The sequence below is a fragment of the Chitinophaga sp. 22620 genome (genome assembly GCF_052044405.1).
GTDB lineage: Bacteria > Bacteroidota > Bacteroidia > Chitinophagales > Chitinophagaceae > Chitinophaga.
On the sequence record NZ_JBQEMV010000002.1, the window covers coordinates 360,496 to 378,328 of the forward strand.

Here is a 17,833-nt window from a genome sequence, read left to right on the forward strand (position 1 = left end):
TGCCGCGATCCGTATTTTAATAACAAGTACCTTGTAATTCCTGACACGGTGCAAGGGAACACAAAACAAATGTCATGCGTCACGGAGTAAAATTAAACAGGCTGAGCCGTACTTCCGCTCACCGTAAAAGCCTGATGAGCAACCTCGCCATCGAGCTGATCAGTCACAAACGTATTCAAACCACCCTGGCAAAAGCAAAAGCGCTGCGCGTTTACATCGAGCCGCTGCTGACCCGCGCCAAAGTTGATAACACGCACAACCGCCGTACCGTATTCAGCTACCTGCAGGATAAAGAATCCATCCAGGAACTGTTCGGTGCTATCAGCGAAAAGATCGCCAACCGTCCCGGCGGTTACACCCGCATCATCAAACTCGGTAAAAGGGTAGGTGACAACGCGGAAGTAGCCCTGATCGAACTGGTGGACTTCAACGAGATCTACGGTAAGACCGCAGCTGCTGATAAAGCGCCTGCCAAGAAAACCCGTCGTGCAGGTGGTGCCAAAAAGAAAGCAGACGAAGCTGCCCCGGCCGCTCCCGCTGCTGAAGAAAAAGCCGCTGAATAAGTTTATTCAAACGATACAGGAAAGGGATAAAGCGGAAGCTTTATCCCTTTTTTATTGATCCCGGCCGCAAGATGCACTGTTGCCGCAGGACTTTATTTAGTTTGCAGTAACACTTCCGCATTGAATTACAGGGCTTCCGGGAAAGAAGCACCGCTTTCCCCGTTTAAATGAGCTGCCGCTGCGTGAGATATATTAAAAAATCGTAATTTAGTGTCAGGCATGACCAACACCTATACCCTATGTACTACCTGAAATGCAGTCATTGCGCGGAAATGAGCGCCATAAAATCCGAATACATCACTTTCTGCGACCATTGCGGTAAAAAGTTCCCGCTCACATATGCCGACTGGAAAGCCCAGCACCCGGACGGTACGGTTGATATGTACCGGCAGGAGCAGGGGATACCTGAAGAAAAGTACCATGCCATGATGAAAAAACGCCATCGCAACCGCTTCGATCTGAAAGGCAAGGCGGCGCTGATCACGGGCGTCGTTGTGCTTATTGCCTGCGGCACCCTGAGCGCCTTTTATGGCCCCGAGCTGGTAAAGATGTTCCGCGAGCCGAAAGTAACGCAGGCTATGCTGGAGATGGAGAACTGGCGCACTTTCAGGGGCAACATCCTCCGCATCCAGAGCCCGCTGTCATTATCCCCGGTTACCGTGAGCGATGCGCCCAATATGCGCAAAAAGGCCTTTAAAGGCGGCAGTTATGCGGACGGGCTGGTGATCAGGATGGAAGAGGTGGTACATCTTTCGCAGTCGCATCTTGAGCTGGAGCCGGCGGCGAAGGAAATAATGACCGGGATGGAAAAAACGGCGGGTATATCCCGGTTCAGCTACCAGGCCCGGCAGCTGGACCTCGGCGGCCAGCGGGCACTGCAGCAGCAGGGCAGCTACATCCTCCAGCAAAATTCAGCCATGGAATTCACCAGCCTGGTAGTGGTAAACGGCGGATCGCGCGTGCAGCTGCTGGTGACGCACCCGGCGAACGATGAAAACGGCCGTAAGGTGGCTGAAAAGATCATGCGCTCCGTCCTCATGAATTAGATGTAAAAACCTGTTCAAAATTCATAATCTTGCCCTAACTTTGCACAGTTTTAACCGTCCCTTCCGGGGACATAAAAAAAGAAAGGGTAAGAAGAAATGCCGCAGACTACCAGATCCACACAGCCGGCCATGCTGTTGTTAGAAGATGGCACCATATTCCATGGCAAAGCGTTCGGGAAAGTAGGAACCGCAGCCGGGGAACTTTGTTTTAATACCGGGATGACCGGATACCAGGAGGTATTCACCGATCCTTCCTACAAAGGGCAGGTGCTGATCATGAACAACTGTTACGTGGGTAACTATGGTACCAAGAATGAGGATGTGGAGAGCAGCAGTGTGAAGATCAGCGGGCTGATCTGCAAGAACATCGCCCACAATTTTTCCCGAAAAATGGCTGATGAATCGCTGGCCCAGTTCCTTGAAGAAAATAACCTGGTAGCGATCCATGAAGTGGACACCCGCGCGCTGGTATCTCATATCCGCAGCAAAGGCGCCATGAACTGCATCATTTCCTCCGAAATACTGGACGAGAAAGAGTTGCAGGCGAAACTGAAAGAAGTTCCTTCCATGGAAGGGCTGGCGCTCTGCGCAGAAGTATCCACCAAAGAGCCGTACTACGTAGGCGATCCGAATGCGGAGATCCGTATCGCGGTGATGGACAACGGCGTGAAACGCAACATGCTGAAATGCCTGTCCGAAAAAGGAGCTTACCTGAAAGTACATCCCACAAAAACATCTTTCGAAGAGTGCGAAAGCTTTAAACCGCACGCATACTTTATTTCCAATGGTCCTGGCGACCCGGCGCCGCTCACTTACGCGGTAGATACGATTAAGAAGGTGCTGGAAGCTGAGCGCCCCCTGTTCGGCATCTGCCTGGGGCACCAGCTGCTGGCTATGGCCAACGGCATCCCGACCTATAAGATGCACCACGGCCACCGCGGACTGAACCACCCGGTGAAGAACCTGCTGACCGGCAAATGTGAGATCACTACGCAGAACCATGGTTTTGCAATTGATGCGAAAGCAGTTGCAGCATCTGACAATGTTGAGGTCACGCACGTGAACCTGAACGACCACTCGGTAGAAGGTATCCGGATCAAGGGCAAACCAGCGTTTTCCGTGCAATATCACCCGGAATCCACCCCGGGCCCGCACGATTCCCGCTACCTGTTCGATGATTTTTTTACGATGATCCGCGCGAACATGGCGAAATAAGAGACAAACACAAACAAATACATTTGAGAAAGGCTTCCGATGGGAGCCTTTTTTCATGCCCGGAAGCCGGAATACAAAGAAGTTTGAAGGGGGATTTTAAGCCTCGGAGAGGCTTTTAAACAACGAACGGTCCTGAGGAATCAGGACCGTGCATTTTAAAATTCCACGTTATGAAAACTAGCGAAAGGTACTATGCGGTTAAGCACAATACCCACCTTGTCTTTTCATTACATGACAATAATATGAAAAAAATGGCGAGTTGCTCTTGCAAAAAGGGGGTAAGTTTTCTTGAAATAGAGGAATTAAAATTGCAATCGGTTGGAAAATGAAATTAGTTGAGAAAGGGGTAAAAAAAATACGGCTCTGTGAACAGAGCCGTTTGCCTTTATAAATTCCACGTTATGAAAAACTGATACAAAAATATGTTGTTTGGCTAAAACGTTTTAGTTCGTCGCCGTATTTTTTACTTTGATTTGATAATGCAAAGGTCGTGTCATTTTCTCAATTGTCAAAATTCTACAAGTTAAATTTTTGCTAAGCAGGTTTAGATTTTTGTAGAACTTGTATATCGTTTTTTAAGCATCTATCATTTTCTCTTCCTTTGCGTCCCGATTACACAGTAAAAATAGCTATAAAAATCAAATTACAAAACTCTATTTCTAAAAATTCATGGCTTATGCCTCAAAAAAAGTCATATAGAAATATTTGTAATGCGAATTCGTTGTATTGACAAGCATTCCAGCCGTTAAAATTGAAAACATGATTTTTGTCAGGTTTTGAAAGGGTAATGTTTTTTTAACATTATTTTAAAACTTTTTACCGGGTTTATTGTAAGCGGCCGGGGTAAACTTCCAGCGCTTTTGCCAGGCATTCCATCGCTTTTGCGATATTTTCCCGGTTTAAGACGTATGCAAGCCTTACTTCCTGCTTCCCAAGGCCGGGCGTAGCGTAAAAACCGGTGGCGGGAGCCAGCATCACGGTCTGCCCTTCATGTGAAAAGGCCTCCAGCAGCCACTGGCAGAACTTATCCGTATCATCGATCGGGAGGCGCGCCATGGCGTAAAAAGCGCCGCCAGGATTGGGGCAAAACACGCCGGGGATCTTGTTCAGCAGGCCCACCAGCAGGTCGCGGCGGCTCTGGTATTCAGCCTTGATCTCGTCGAAATAATTATCAGGCAGGTCCACAGCGGCTTCCGCCGCAATCTGCGCGAAGCTGGGCGGGCTCAGCCTGGCTTGCGCGAACTTCATCACGGCATCCAGGATGGCCCTGTTGTGGGTTACCACCGCGCCGATCCTCGCGCCGCAGGCGCTGTACCTTTTGGAGATAGTGTCAAACACCACCACGTTATTATCCAGGCCGCTGAGGTTCAATGCGGAAATATTCTCCCCGTCGTACGAAAACTCGCGGTAAGCCTCGTCGGAAAACAGGAACAGGTTGTGTTTCAGGCAAATATCCCTGAGCACTTCCATTTCAGCGCGGCTGTAGAGGTAGCCGGTGGGATTGTTGGGGTTGCAGATCAGGATGGCTTTGGTCTTCGGCGTGATCAGCTTTTCAAAATCGCCGATAGGCGGCAGCGCAAAGCCGGATTCGATGCCGGAAGTAACCGGCACCACCTTCACTTCCGCTTCAACGGCAAAACCGTTGTAATTGGCGTAAAATGGCTCGGGAACGATCACTTCGTCGCCCGGGTCCAGGCAGGCCATAAAACCGAACAGGATGGCCTCGGAGCCGCCTGTGGTCACAATGATCTCGGTGTGGTCCACCGTGATGTCAAATTTCTTGTAATAACCGGTCAGCTTGCGGCGGTAACTTTCATTGCCGGCGCTGTGACTGTATTCAAGGATCTTGAAGTTGGAATTCCGTACCGCATCCAGCACGGGTTTGGGGGTTTCGATGTCTGGTTGGCCGATGTTAAGGTGGTAAACCGTAACTCCTTTCTTTTTAGCGGCTTCCGCGTAGGGAACCAGCTTGCGGATAGGAGAAGGCGGCATAAGCTGACCACGTTCGCTGATGTTAGGCATTTTGCTGTCTTTTTTTGCGTTGCAAAGTTAAGGGAATGAAATGTTCTATAACAAATAACAAAAAGGCCTCCCGATTATTGATCGGGAGGCCATTATGCAGAATTATTGCTTGATTTAATTCTCTACTGTACCGGTCAGGAACAGTTCTTTTTCCTGGTCTACCCCTTTGAGCTTTACATACACCGTTTTCATCGGTTTGCCCACCTGGTTGGCACTGTAGGTCGCGCTGATCACACCGGATTTACCAGGCAGGATCGGCTCAACGGTCCATTTAGGAACGGTGCAGCCGCAGCTGGGTTTCGCGGATTCGATCAACACGGGCTCTTTGGAGATATTGGTGAATTCAAAAGTTACGGTTACGGGTTTGTTGTACTTGGTTTTCCCGAAATCAACAGTTTCCTTTTTGAATTTCAGCTTGGCGTCCACTGCGTTAGCAGCGCCGCCGCCCTGAGCCTGTGCCCACACTGCGGTGGTTACCAGTAAAGTCGCAAATAGGGATACGATAAACTTTTTCATGTTTCAATTGGGTTTTAAAACGATTGGTTAAAACGTGACGTTCTTTCCAGTTTCCAAAATCAAATTTACGGCCAAAAATTGATCCGTACATATCAAGATATTAAAAATTTCTTAAAAATTAATTATTACGGGTTTCCGGGAGGCATTTACCCATTCATCAATTTCCCCTACATTTGTGCTTTAACACGGATGGCATGATCGAAAACAACGAATTAGCTATGAATTTGCAAAGCCAGTTATCATTTGAAGAGTTCCGGAAAGAGGTGCTGAATGATTTCCGACTGGCTTGCATCAGCAGGGAAGTAAGCCTGCTGGGCCGCCGGGAGGTACTCACCGGAAAGGCCAAATTCGGCATCTTTGGCGATGGAAAGGAAGTGGCGCAGATCGCGATGGCCAAATATTTCAAACCGGGCGACTTCCGTTCAGGTTATTACCGGGACCAGACCTTTGCCTTTGCCAGTGGCATTGCTACCGTGGAACAATTCTTTTCGCAGTTATATGCGGATCCCAGCATCGAGAACGACCCGTTTTCCGCAGGGCGGCAGATGAACTCGCATTTCGCCACGCCTAATATCAATGCCAACGGCGAATGGCTGAACCTCGCTTCCATGAAGAACACCGCGGCAGATATGGCGCCTACCGCTGCCCAGATGCCACGTGCGCTGGGCCTGGCGTATGCGTCCAAGCTCTTCCGTGAAGTGCCGGAACTGAAGGAATACCAGCATCTTTCCAGCGATGGCAACGAAGTTTGCTTCGCCACTATCGGCGACGCCTCTACGAGCGAAGGCCATTTCTGGGAAACCATCAATGCAGCCGGCGTTTTGCAGGTGCCGCTCGCCGTTTTTGTGTGGGACGATGGCTACGGCATTTCCGTTCCAAGAAAATATCAAACCACCAAAGGCTCTATCAGCGCGGCTTTGGAAGGGTTCCGCAAAACAGAGGGCAGCAACGGTTTCGAAATATATAATGTGAAGGGATGGGATTATGCAGGCATGTGCGAAGCTTTCGAAGAAGGCATCCGCAAAGCCCGCGAAACCCACGTGCCCGTGCTTTTCCACGTGGAAGAGATCACGCAGCCGCAGGGCCATTCCACTTCCGGCTCCCATGAACGTTATAAAAGCAAGGAACGCCTGGCATGGGAAAAAGAATTCGACTGTAACCTGAAAATGCGCCAGTGGCTGCTGGAAAACGCTCTGGCAGATGAAAAGATATTGCAGCAGATAGAGGCCGAAGCCAAAACCATTGCGCAGGACGGCCGTAAAAAAGCCTGGGAAAAATACATTGCGCCTATCAAAGACCAGGTGCATGCATTCCTCGGGCATTGCCAGGAGATCGTGGATGAAGGCCGCGGGGAAATCGGGTATGTGAACAGCGTAATGCAGGAACTGTCCGCCAACCGAGAGCCGCAGCGGAGAGATATCCTGAAAGGCGCCGCAGGCATACTTTTCCGACACCAGCGCAATTTCTCCGGCGCGCTGAATGAGTTACAGCTGTACTACGACAACCAGCTGCTGCTTGAAAAAGAAAATTATAATACCTATACATACGCCGCCGGTCCTAACTCCGCGCTGAACGTGGAAGAAGTGCCCGCTATTTACGCGGACGACGCACCTGTCATGAACGGCTACGAAGTGCTGAACAGGTATTTCGACCAGCTGTTCTCCCACCACCCGCTGGTATTCGCTTTCGGGGAAGATGTGGGTAAGATCGGCGATGTGAACCAGGGTTTTGCCGGGCTTCAGCAGAAACACGGCAAGCTGCGCATCGGCGATACCGGCATCCGTGAGCTCACCATCATGGGGCAGGGGATAGGCATGGCTTTGAGAGGCCTGCGCCCGATAGCGGAGATCCAGTACCTGGACTACCTGCTGTACGGCCTGCAACCCCTCAGCGACGATGTGGCTTCACTGCAATACCGAACCAAAGGCACACAGTTCTGCCCGATCATCGTGCGTACGCGCGGTCACAGGCTGGAAGGCATCTGGCATTCCGGTTCGCCCATGGGCATGATCATCAACTCCCTGCGCGGCATGCACGTATGTGTTCCCCGCAACATGGTACAGGCGGCGGGTATGTACAATACTTTATTAAAGGCGAACGAACCGGCTATCGTGATCGAATCGCTGAATGGTTACCGCCTGAAGGAAAAACTGCCGGAAAACCTCCAGCACTTCACCGTGCCCCTGGGCATCCCGGAAGTGCTGCACAGCGGGTCCGACATTACGATCGTTTCCTACGGTTCCACCCTGCGTATCATCGAAGAGGCAATGCACATCCTTGAAATACAGGGCATTTCCTGCGAACTGATAGATGTGCAGACCTTACTGCCGTTCGACATTGAGCATTCCATCCTCGATTCGCTGAAAAAAACAAACCGCATACTTTTTGTGGATGAAGATGTACCCGGCGGCGGAACAGCTTATATGTACCAGCAGGTAATGGAGGCCCAGGGCGGCTACCGCTGGCTGGACGTGGCTCCCCGCACGCTCGCGGCGCAACCGCACAGGCCGGCATACGGTACCGACGGGGATTATTTCTCCAAGCCGAATGTGGAAGACGTGGTAAAAGTTGTAATGGAAATGATCAGGGAGTAGCCTCCTGCATATATTTTTTATGATGGCAGCGCCCCCTGTATAACCTACAGGGGGCGTTATTTTTTTAACAAGCGCTTCAATCAGAATGTTATTATACAAGGCATATGGAATACAAGGATTATTATAAAATACTGGGCGTGGATAAAAAAGCCGGCGCTGCAGACATCAAGAAGGCGTACCGCAAGCTGGCCGTGAAATACCACCCGGACAAGAACCCGGACGACAAGCTGGCCGAAGAAAAGTTCAAGGAGCTGAATGAGGCATACGAAGTATTGGGCGATGAGGAGAAGCGGAAAAAATATGATGAATTCGGCGAGAACTGGAAATACTACGAACAGGCGGGCCAGAACGGCGGGGATTTTGACTGGAACCGCTGGAGGGCTTCGCAGGGCGGGCGGCAACAGCAGCAGCAATATGAAGATATGGAAGGGATGTTTGGCGACAGCGGGCAGTTCTCCGATTTCTTCGAGCATCTTTTCGGCGGCGGCTTTCGCAGCCGCGCGCAGCAGGGGAGGCCCAGAAGCCGCCGTGGCAGTGATCTTCAGGCTACCATGCAGGTAAGCCTGGAGGATGTTTATCTCGGCGCTACGCGGCAGATTGAAGTGAACGGCCAGAAGCTGAACCTGAAAATAAAACCCGGTACTTACAACGGGCAGGTATTGCGGCTGAAGGGAAAGGGCCGGCCGGGGCAGAACGGCGCCGAAGCGGGCGACCTGCTGATAGCGGTGGAGATAGCGCCGGACGCGCGGTATGAGCTGAAAGGGAAAGATATTTATATGGATGTTCCGCTGGACATGTATACCGCCGTATTGGGCGGGAAGCTGCAGGTGGCAGTGCCCGGAACCCCGCTGCAGTTAACGGTCCCGGCGGGTACAGACAGCGGGCGGCTTTTCCGCCTGAAGGGCAGGGGGCTTCCTGTGCCCGAGGGCAGTAAAGATGCGGCGGGCGACCTGTATGTAAAGGTGATGATCGCGGTGCCGAAGAACCTGAGCGACGAGGAGAAGGAGTTGTTTGCACGGCTGGCGGAGATGAGAAAGTAACCTGAAAATCTTACGCATATGTTACAGACCATCGATTACCTGGACGAGATCCTGGAGCGGCAGCACCGGGCGGCGGCTGAGATGGCGCCGGAGTTTTATGCAAGCGAGTTGCTGGAAGCGCTGGGATACTATCCTGGCGAGGCTTACGGGGCGATAGAAAGGGCGATGCGCGCTTGCGCTGCATTACACATCCCGGTGGAGTTGAATTTCAGGAGAACGTATTGTTGTAATGAAGGCGGGATGGAGGAGGATTGGTTATTAAGCGGGCTGGCGGGTTATTTCCTGGTGGTGAATTGCGACCCGCGGCACCCGGCTGTGGCGAGAGCGCAGTTGCTCCTGCTCAACAAACGTTATTCATTTTGATTTATATAAAATTGTATATCAATAAATTACTTGTTCATTCTTACTGTTGATGTTCATTCCCCGTTCATTGTACCGTCACACATCCGTGGGATACTGGAAAATGATAAATTGCAATTCATTAACAAATAACAAAATTGCTTAGACGGTTCAAATAGGCTGAAAACGGGGGCCGTTCTCTACGGGGCGGCCTTCCTTCAGTTTTCTTTTTCCTTTGAAACGGTGTATTTATTAACAACTATAGTAAAGCAGATTAACATTAACCATCATCCTTTGATAACTATTAATCATAACCTGGCACCTGGTTTTTAAAAATTTGTTTAACCATCATCCTTTGATTGCTGGCGGAAAGGGTCAGAAAAAACAGGTCCAGGTTTTTTTCCTCTCAGGTAGGTTTTCTCCACTTTAGTAATTCAGGCATGAGCGTGTGTTTGGTAATCCGTTTAGATATGCATACATGCAGACATCTGAGTGAAAAACAGCAACCAAAATAAAATGTAAATTGAATTATGGAAGCCAGATGTATCAGGTGCAGCACTATTGTACATTCTCACAAGAAGCTTTCTGAACTTAAATGTAAATGCGGCGGTCAGCTCCAAAGAATGCGTTTTATAAGGCTTATAGAAGGCACTCATCCGCTGGGTAAAGAACATAACCTGGAATTGAACGGCAAACTATGCTATGGCACCTACCGTTCGGTATTCGGCAACTTCGTGATCGATAAGGTCAACAATACTTTCCAACGCGTCAATTTACTGCGGTAATATCTTCGCATAACAGGCAGTCCCTGCGTTCCTCCGGAGGCTATTATTAACCAGGCTAACAACCAGCCGTCGCAGGAGGGGCGCAGGGTTTGCTGTGCTGTGCAAACGGAATTCATTACTTTTATCCCTTCACCATCTTCATTTCCATGAACATCACAGTACTGGACGGATTTACCCTCAACCCGGGAGACCTCAGCTGGGACGCGCTGAAAGCCCTGGGCAACGTAAAAGTGTTCGACAGAACGCCGCCTGAAATGGTGGCGGAGCGCGCAAAAGGAGCCAACATTGTGCTTACCAACAAAGCCATCGTCAGCGCAGAAACGATCAACATGTTACCTGAGCTGCAATATATCGGCGTTATCGCAACGGGGTATAACGTTGTTGATATCCGGGCGGCCACTGCGCGGAACATCACCGTTTCCAACGTACCGGCGTACAGCACGGCTTCCGTGGCGCAGCTCACTTTTGCGCTGCTGCTGGAACTTTGCCAGGGTGCTGGTTTGCATTCCGCCAGCGTACATAAAGGCGAATGGGCAGGCTCGGGCGATTTCAGCTACTGGAAAATGCCTTTAACGGAACTGCATGGTAAAACCCTCGCCATCATTGGCTTCGGGCAGATCGGGCAGGCAGTGGCCAGGATCGCTATGGCATTCGGAATGCAGGTGATCGCCAGCCATAAACATCCGGAAAGGGACAAAATGGAAGGAGTAACTTTCAAAGACCAGGCGACCTGTTTCAGGGAAGCGGATGTAGTTTCCCTGCATTGCCCGTTGAACGCGGAGAACAAAGGCTTTGTAAACGCAGCGCTGCTTTCCGCGATGAAACCTTCCGCATTCCTTATCAATACCAGCCGCGGGCCGCTCGTCAACGAACCGGACCTGGCGCAGGCGCTGAACAACGGCACGATCGCGGGCGCCGGCCTTGATGTGCTGACCGCCGAGCCGCCCCCTTCGGACAATCCGCTGCTCTCCGCCAAAAACTGCGTGATAACGCCGCATATTGCATGGGCCAGCAAAGAAGCCCGCAGCCGGCTGATGGACAAAGTGGTGTCGAACGTAAAGGCATTCCAGGAAGGAAAGCCAGTGAACATAGTGAAGTAAATGCCGCAAAATAGAAAGGCCGGAAAGCAATGCTCCCCGGCCTTTCCTGTATCTGGATCTTTTTATTTCAGGTTGTGGAACACCTGCTGCACGTCGTCGTCCTGCTCCAGGCGGTCTACCAGTTCCAGCACTTCCTTGGCCTGCTCTTCGTTCAGCTCCACTGTGGTGGCGGGAATGCGCTTCAGCTCCGCGGTGATCACGTTCAGCCCTTTTTCTTCCAGCGCCTTGGCCATGTTGCCAAATTCGGTGAAAGAAGCGCGGATGATGATATTGCCTTCACTGTCTTCGCCAATTTCTTCCAGGCCGAAATCGATCAGTTCCAACTCCAGTTCCTCCAGGTTCTGCCCTTCATTTTTTATTTTGAACTCACCGATACGGTTGAACATAAAAGCAACGGAGCCGCTGTTGCCCAGGCTGCCGCCCAGTTTATTAAAATGCATACGCACGTTGGCAACGGTGCGGGTGGTATTGTCCGTAGCGGTTTCCACCATCACGGCCACGCCATGCGGGGCATAACCTTCGTACACCACTTCTTCGTAATCCGTTTTGTCCTTACCCATGGCGCGCTTGATAGCGGCTTCCACGCGGTCTTTCGGCATGTTCACGCCCTTGGCGTTCTGGTAGCAGCGGCGCAGCGCGGGGTTATTCTCAGGGTCGGGGCCGCCGTTCTTTACCGCAATTGCAATCTCTTTACCGATACGGGTAAACTGTTTGGCCATGCGGTCCCAGCGGGCGAACATGGTATGTTTTCTTACTTCAAAAATACGTCCCATAAAATGTTGTAGTTATACTTCCCGGGTTCCACCGCGGAAAGACGGGTGCAAAAATATTAAATTCCGGGCATTTCCCTGCCCCCGGAAACAAAAATCCCGTCCCGGCTTGGCCAGGACGGGAGGAATATAATATAACCGGGAGTTATAAATTGTTTCCCAGTTTGCTTTTGTTTTTGCTGTAGGTGAAGTACACCACCAGGCCGATGCCCATCCATACGGCCAGGCGGATCCAGGTGTCCAGCGGGAGGGAGGCCATCAGGGCGATACATACGATCACGCCGAGGATCGGCAGAAGGGGCACCCAGGGCACTTTGAATGCTCTCGGCAGCTCCGGGTTGGTCTTTCTCATCACAATCACCCCGATACATACCAGTACGAATGCGAAGAGGGTACCGATGCTCACCATTTCACCCACGATCCTAACCGGCACAAATGCGGCAAACAGGCTCACGAACAACATGAACAGCAGGTTGGATTTGTACGGGGTACGGTATTTGGCGTGAACCTGGGAGAATACTTTCGGCAGCAGGCCGTCCAGCGACATGGAGTAGAACACACGGCTCTGGCCCATGAGCATCACCAGTATCACAGAGGTATACCCTGCCAGGATGGCGAGGATGATCGCCTGCTGCAGCCAGTGGTAAGGCGTTTTGGCGATAGCGATGGCAACGGGAGCAGCGCTGTCTTTAAATTCTGTATAGTTGGCGAGGCCTGTCATTACGTGCGCGAACAGCACGTAAAGAATGGTGCAGACTGCCAGTGAGCCAAGAATACCGATGGGCATATCTTTCTTCGGGTTGCGGGCTTCCTGCGCCGCGGTAGACACAGCGTCGAAACCGATGAAGGCGAAGAATACCACGGCAGCGCCGCGGAACACGCCGGATATGCCGAAGTGGCCGAAAGCGCCTGTATTGGCGGGGATATAAGGATCGTAGTTGGCAGGGTTCACATGCGTCCAGCCGACTGCAATGAAAACCAGCACCACGGCTACTTTCAGCGCAACAAGCAAACCGTTCATGAAAGCGGATTCTTTGGTGCCGCGGATCAGTACGAGAGACAGAAATGCAATGATAAGTACAGCGGGGAAGTTCATGATACCATTCACCACGGAGCCGTCCATCAGTGTGACCGTTTCAAACGGCGAGCACGTTAGCTGAGCGGGCAGGTGAATGTTCATGGAATGAAGGAACTTGACAAGATACTGGCTCCAGCTGATGGATACCGTAGCTGCGCCGAGAGCGTATTCCAGCACAAGGTCCCAGCCGATGATCCATGCGAGGAACTCTCCCATGGTGGCGTAGGAATAGGTGTAGGCGCTTCCCGCGATAGGGATCATGGAAGCAAATTCTGCATAACAAAGTCCTGCAAAAGCACAGCCTATGGCGCCGATCACGAAAGAAAGCGTAACGGCGGGGCCTGCGTTGTTGGCGGCAGCAAGACCAGTCAAAGAAAATAACCCGGCGCCGATGATGGCGCCAATTCCCAAAGCAACTAGGTTGGCAGCGGATAGAGATCTTTTTAAGCCCTTTTCACTTTCGTCGGCTTCAGCCATTAACTGGCCGATGGGCTTTTTCACAAAGAGTCTATTCATACAGTGATGTTGTGGTTGATACTAGCTTGTTTAGATTTTTTTAACAGATCGTCAAATATAGTATGTAAAATGATAAAGCCGTATTTTTATTTTACTAATGCCTTCTTTAGGGGCTAACGCCCGGCGGCTCAACGCATTGAGGCCATCCGTCAACATTTGTGTGAACTTTCCGGCGATAACCTTATTTTTGGGCAATTTTTTACCCGTGGGGGGCCAGGGCTGGTTTCCTCATGTCCGACAAAAACTAAATCACCTCTTTCAATGAACAAGAAACTGGCAGCCATTATTGCGTTGATCACTTTTACTATCGTTTCGGGTATGCATACCCTTGACCACCTAGGATGGCTGACCATTTCACCTGTTGTGCTGATGGTGTTCCGCTGGATAGCGGTGGCTACCGTGATCTGGTTCGCCGTTACCAAAAAATCCCTTACTACCTGGATACTTGTGAGCATGGTGATAGGCGCGGAGCTGGGGCACGATTACCCGGCCATAGCCGTGAACTTCCAGGTGCTGAGCAAGGTTTTCCTTCAACTCATCAAAACCGTGATCGCGCCGCTGCTCTTCGCCACGCTGGTGGTGGGCATCGCCGGCCACTCGGATATCAAGCAGGTGGGCCGCATGGGCTGGAAGTCGCTTGTATACTTTGAGATCGTTACCACCATTGCATTGTTCATCGGCCTGGCCGCGATCAATATCAGCCAGGCGGGCGTTGGCATCAAAATGCCGCCGGACGCCCTGCATGAAAAACTCCCGGAAACCAAACCGCAAACCTGGCAGGAAGTAGTGCTGCACGTGTTCCCTGAGAATATCGCGAAATCTGTTTATCATGGGGACATCCTGCCCATCGTGGTGTTCAGCGTGATCTTCGGCATTTCGCTGCTGCTTGTGAAAGAGAAGTTCCGCGGGCCGATGCTGGGCTTCTGTGAAAGTTTGTCTGAAGTGATGTTCAAGTTCACCAACATCGTAATGTACTTCGCCCCGATAGGCGTGGGCGCCGCCATCGCCTATACGGTGGGCCACGGCGGCCTTTCCGTGCTGGGCAACCTCCTGCAATTACTGATCACTTTATATGTGGCGCTGGCGGTATTTATCCTGGTGGTGTTCGTGCCGGTGGCTTTGATCATCAGGCTGCCCATTGGCCGGTTCATCAGGGAAATATCCGAACCGGTGTCCATCGCCTTTGCCACCACCAGTTCCGAATCCGCCCTTCCCAAAGCCATGGAAGCCATGGAAAGAATGGGCGTTCCCCGGAAGGTGATCGCTTTTGTAATGCCCACGGGCTACAGCTTCAATCTCGACGGCTCCACCCTGTACCTCGCGCTGGCTTCCGTATTCGTGGCGCAGGCCGCGGGCCAGCCCCTGAGCATTTCCCAGCAGATCATTATGGTGTTCACCCTGATGCTGACCAGTAAAGGGGTAGCGGGCGTTCCCCGTGCCACGCTGGTGATCATCCTGGGTACCATCGCCAGTTTCCACCTGCCTGCCTGGCCGGTTTTCCTCATCCTGGGGATAGACGAGCTGATGGATATGGCCCGCACGTCGGTGAACGTGATCGGCAACTGTCTTGCCACCGCGGTGATCGGCAGATGGGAAGGCGAGGTGGATTTCCAGAAGCTGCCCGCCCCTGAAACGAAAGCCTAGCGCCCCTTTCAGGTAAAATATTAACTTCCCGTTGACATTAAAAAGCTTATTTTTGGCCGCTCTAACTATATAAACATCAGCATGGATCAGATTATTGAATTTTTTAAGCATTTAGTTGACCCGAAGTGGATCATTGAGCATGGCGGATTGTATCTGATTTTAGGGATCGTGTTTGCAGAAACCGGCCTTTTCATTGGATTTTTTCTGCCAGGGGATTCTTTGCTTTTCGTAGCGGGCATTTATGTGGAAGAACTGGCCGCGCACTTTTTTAACGTGCCTTATATAGTGATCATAGCAATGATCGCTTTGACCGGTATCATTGGGAATATGGTCGGGTATTGGTTCGGCAGAAAATCCGGTCCCCTTTTGTTTAAAAGAAAAGACACTTTCCTCTTCAAAAAGAAACACCTCTGGCAGGCCAAAGAGTTTTATGACAAATATGGCGGCGGCGCCATCTTCGTTTCCCGCTTTCTCCCCGTTGTTCGTACGTTTGCGCCAATCGTGGCCGGCATCGTTAACATGGAAAGGAAAAAATTCATGTTCTGGAACATAGTCGGCTCTATCTCCTGGGTGTTTTCCATGATGCTGGCGGGGCATTTCCTGAATAAAGCGATCCCCACGCTGAAGGATCACCTGGAATGGATCATCCTCATTATCATCGTGATCACGACCGCGCCGGTGGCTATCAAGTTCATTTTCGGGAAGTCGCCTATCCACAAGCATTTCGACGAATTCGGGAACCCGATTGAGCATCCGCCGGTTGAAGAAGAAATAAAATCATAAATTGTTTTGATATTTGCTTTGATATTTAAAGAGACGCAGCTATTTTGCGTCTCTTTCCTTTTTGGGAAGTTCCTTATATCAACCTTATAAATTCACGTCGTTTATGAATTCCGCCAATAAACCGGTCAGGCTGCTGAATGCCGCTGTGATCGTAGCTTCCCTGGGTTATTTCGTAGATATTTACGATCTCCTTCTTTTCGGCATTATCCGCATTAAAAGCCTGCAATCCCTGAATGTGTCCGGCGAGGACATAGACCGGGTGGGCATGTGGCTGATCAATATCCAGATGGTGGGCATGCTGATCGGCGGCATCATCTGGGGTGTGCTGGGCGACAAAAAAGGCCGTCTCTCCGTACTTTTTGGTTCCATATTGCTTTATTCGGTGGCGAATGTGGCCAATGGCATGGTGGGCGGCGAACATGCGATCGCCTGGTATATGGTCTGGCGTTTTCTCGCGGGCCTGGGCCTGGCGGGAGAACTGGGCGCGGGTATCACCCTGGTGTCTGAAGTGCTGCCCAAAGAAAAACGTGGCCTGGGCACGATGATCGTGGCGAGCGTAGGTATTTCCGGGGCTGTGGTAGCGTATTTCGTATCGGAATATTTCGGGGACAACTGGAGAGTTTGTTATTACATCGGTGGCGGGCTGGGCCTGGCCTTGCTGATCCTGCGCATCAGCGTGGTGGAATCGGGGATGTTCAACAATATCAAGGACGCCAGCAACGTGAGCAGGGGCAATTATTTATCTTTTTTCACCAATAAGGAAAGGTTTTTCCGTTACCTCAAATGCATTATGATCGGCCTGCCAACCTGGTATGTGGTGGGCATCCTCATGACCTTCTCCAATGCTTTTGCAAAAGAGATGGGCGTACAGGGGCCAATCGACCCGGGTAAAGCGATCATGATCTGCTACGCCGCGCTCACTTTCGGCGATTTCGCCAGCGGCTACCTGAGCCAGCTGATGCGGAGCCGGAAAAAAGTGCTGTATATTTTTTATGCGCTGGTGCTGGCGAGTGTGGTATGGTATTTTAACGCTTACGGTTACACGGTAACCGGCTTCTATACTATTTGCGGGGTAATGGGCTTCAGCGTGGGCTTCTGGGCAATATTCGTAACGGTGGCCGCTGAGCAGTTCGGCACCAACCTCAGGGCCACGGCCGCCACTACGGCTCCCAACTATGCAAGGGGGCTGCTGCCGGTTATTTCGATTCTTTTCGGCGGCCTGCAAAGCGCCGGTCTTTCATACCTGCAAAGCGGCCTCATTACCGGCCTGCTCTGCATCCTGCTGGCTTTCGTATTTGCGTTCACCATGGAGGAAACGTTCGGGAAAGACCTGGATTACGTGGAGGAAGTATAAGGTCAGGGGTAGGTGCTCAGCATCTTGTCCAGCAGCTTGTTCAGCTGCGCCACCTCCTTCTCCGTCAGGGCGTTTTTCAGCATGTCTTCCAGCACGATGATCTCATCGTCTATAACCCTGAGCAGCTGCAGGCCTTTGGGGGATATCTTCACGTCCACCGCCCGGCGGTCTGCCTCGCAGCTTTTCCGTTCCACCAGCTCGGCTTTCCTCAGGCGTTCCACCAGGCGGCTCACATCGCTCATCTTGTCCAGCATCCTTTCCTTTAAAGTGTTGATGCTGGCTGATTTGGGATGCTGACCGCGAAGGATGCGCAGTATATTGAACTGCTGCATGGTGATATCGTACTTTTTGAAGAACAGTTGATGCTTCGAAATGATCCAGTTTCCCACAAAAATGAGGCTGACAAGGCTTCTATGGTGTTCACTGGTAAAACTTTTATTGGCTATCAATTTTTCAATATTGGACATA

General features: G+C 51.3%; 16 protein-coding genes. 11 read left to right on the top strand and 5 right to left on the bottom strand.

Annotation, left to right across the window (positions count from 1 at the left end):
- Positions 1-74 precede the first annotated feature (74 nt).
- From rplQ to carA, 3 genes are all read left to right on the top strand, one after another.
- Positions 75-563 carry a 50S ribosomal protein L17 gene (gene rplQ, locus ACTJIK_RS11145; RefSeq protein WP_440646437.1) on the top strand — a complete coding sequence of 163 codons (489 nt, stop codon included), beginning with the start codon at positions 75-77 and terminating at the stop codon, positions 561-563.
- Positions 564-802: 239 nt separating this feature from the next.
- Positions 803-1,609 carry a hypothetical protein gene (locus tag ACTJIK_RS11150; RefSeq protein ID WP_440646438.1) on the top strand — a complete coding sequence of 269 codons (807 nt, stop codon included), beginning with the start codon at positions 803-805 and terminating at the stop codon, positions 1,607-1,609.
- Between the two features lie 96 nt (positions 1,610-1,705).
- Positions 1,706-2,824 carry a glutamine-hydrolyzing carbamoyl-phosphate synthase small subunit gene (gene carA / locus ACTJIK_RS11155; RefSeq protein ID WP_440646439.1) on the top strand — a complete coding sequence of 373 codons (1,119 nt, stop codon included), beginning with the start codon at positions 1,706-1,708 and terminating at the stop codon, positions 2,822-2,824.
- Positions 2,825-3,649: 825 nt separating this feature from the next.
- Here carA and ACTJIK_RS11160 read toward each other — a convergent pair.
- Together ACTJIK_RS11160 and ACTJIK_RS11165 are read right to left on the bottom strand one after the other, a co-directional pair.
- Positions 3,650-4,846, bottom strand: coding sequence for a pyridoxal phosphate-dependent aminotransferase (locus ACTJIK_RS11160; RefSeq protein WP_440646440.1), 1,197 nt, complete (start codon positions 4,844-4,846; stop codon positions 3,650-3,652).
- Between the two features lie 114 nt (positions 4,847-4,960).
- Positions 4,961-5,362, bottom strand: a complete 402-nt coding sequence (locus ACTJIK_RS11165; RefSeq protein WP_440646441.1) for a DUF1573 domain-containing protein — start codon at positions 5,360-5,362, stop codon at positions 4,961-4,963.
- 218 nt (positions 5,363-5,580) lie between these two features.
- Between ACTJIK_RS11165 and ACTJIK_RS11170 the strand changes: the two genes are divergently transcribed.
- The 5 genes from ACTJIK_RS11170 to ACTJIK_RS11190 all read left to right on the top strand — a co-directional run bounded on the left by ACTJIK_RS11170 (position 5,581) and on the right by ACTJIK_RS11190 (position 11,220).
- On the top strand, positions 5,581-7,956 hold the full coding sequence (locus ACTJIK_RS11170; protein WP_440646442.1) for an alpha-ketoacid dehydrogenase subunit alpha/beta: 2,376 nt from the start codon (positions 5,581-5,583) through the stop codon (positions 7,954-7,956).
- 104 nt (positions 7,957-8,060) lie between these two features.
- On the top strand, positions 8,061-8,996 hold the full coding sequence (locus tag ACTJIK_RS11175; protein WP_440646443.1) for a DnaJ C-terminal domain-containing protein: 936 nt from the start codon (positions 8,061-8,063) through the stop codon (positions 8,994-8,996).
- An 18-nt stretch (positions 8,997-9,014) separates the two neighbouring features.
- Positions 9,015-9,359, top strand: a complete 345-nt coding sequence (locus ACTJIK_RS11180; protein ID WP_440646444.1) for a hypothetical protein — start codon at positions 9,015-9,017, stop codon at positions 9,357-9,359.
- A 599-nt stretch (positions 9,360-9,958) separates the two neighbouring features.
- Complete coding sequence (locus ACTJIK_RS11185) at positions 9,959-10,120, top strand: hypothetical protein (RefSeq protein WP_346318838.1); 162 nt, start codon at positions 9,959-9,961, stop codon at positions 10,118-10,120.
- A 146-nt stretch (positions 10,121-10,266) separates the two neighbouring features.
- Complete coding sequence (locus tag ACTJIK_RS11190) at positions 10,267-11,220, top strand: D-2-hydroxyacid dehydrogenase (protein WP_440646445.1); 954 nt, start codon at positions 10,267-10,269, stop codon at positions 11,218-11,220.
- Positions 11,221-11,282: 62 nt separating this feature from the next.
- Here ACTJIK_RS11190 and ACTJIK_RS11195 read toward each other — a convergent pair whose 3' ends face one another.
- Positions 11,283-11,993, bottom strand: coding sequence for a YebC/PmpR family DNA-binding transcriptional regulator (locus tag ACTJIK_RS11195; protein ID WP_440646446.1), 711 nt, complete (start codon positions 11,991-11,993; stop codon positions 11,283-11,285).
- Between the two features lie 142 nt (positions 11,994-12,135).
- Positions 12,136-13,584, bottom strand: coding sequence for an amino acid permease (locus ACTJIK_RS11200; protein ID WP_440646447.1), 1,449 nt, complete (start codon positions 13,582-13,584; stop codon positions 12,136-12,138).
- A gap of 261 nt (positions 13,585-13,845) precedes the next feature.
- On the opposite strand from ACTJIK_RS11200, the gene ACTJIK_RS11205 reads away from it, so the two are divergent.
- From ACTJIK_RS11205 to ACTJIK_RS11215, 3 genes are all read left to right on the top strand, one after another.
- Positions 13,846-15,228, top strand: a complete 1,383-nt coding sequence (locus tag ACTJIK_RS11205) for a dicarboxylate/amino acid:cation symporter (protein WP_440646448.1) — start codon at positions 13,846-13,848, stop codon at positions 15,226-15,228.
- A gap of 81 nt (positions 15,229-15,309) precedes the next feature.
- Positions 15,310-16,011 (top strand): DedA family protein, encoded by a 702-nt coding sequence (locus ACTJIK_RS11210; RefSeq protein ID WP_440646449.1) that lies wholly within the window; start codon positions 15,310-15,312, stop codon positions 16,009-16,011.
- Positions 16,012-16,114: 103 nt separating this feature from the next.
- Entirely contained in the window at positions 16,115-17,365 is a 1,251-nt protein-coding gene (locus ACTJIK_RS11215; RefSeq protein WP_440646450.1) for an MFS transporter, read from the top strand.
- 2 nt (positions 17,366-17,367) lie between these two features.
- Here ACTJIK_RS11215 and ACTJIK_RS11220 read toward each other — a convergent pair whose 3' ends face one another.
- Positions 17,368-17,832 carry a MarR family winged helix-turn-helix transcriptional regulator gene (locus ACTJIK_RS11220; RefSeq protein WP_440646451.1) on the bottom strand — a complete coding sequence of 155 codons (465 nt, stop codon included), beginning with the start codon at positions 17,830-17,832 and terminating at the stop codon, positions 17,368-17,370.
- Between the last annotated feature and the right edge of the window lies 1 nt (position 17,833).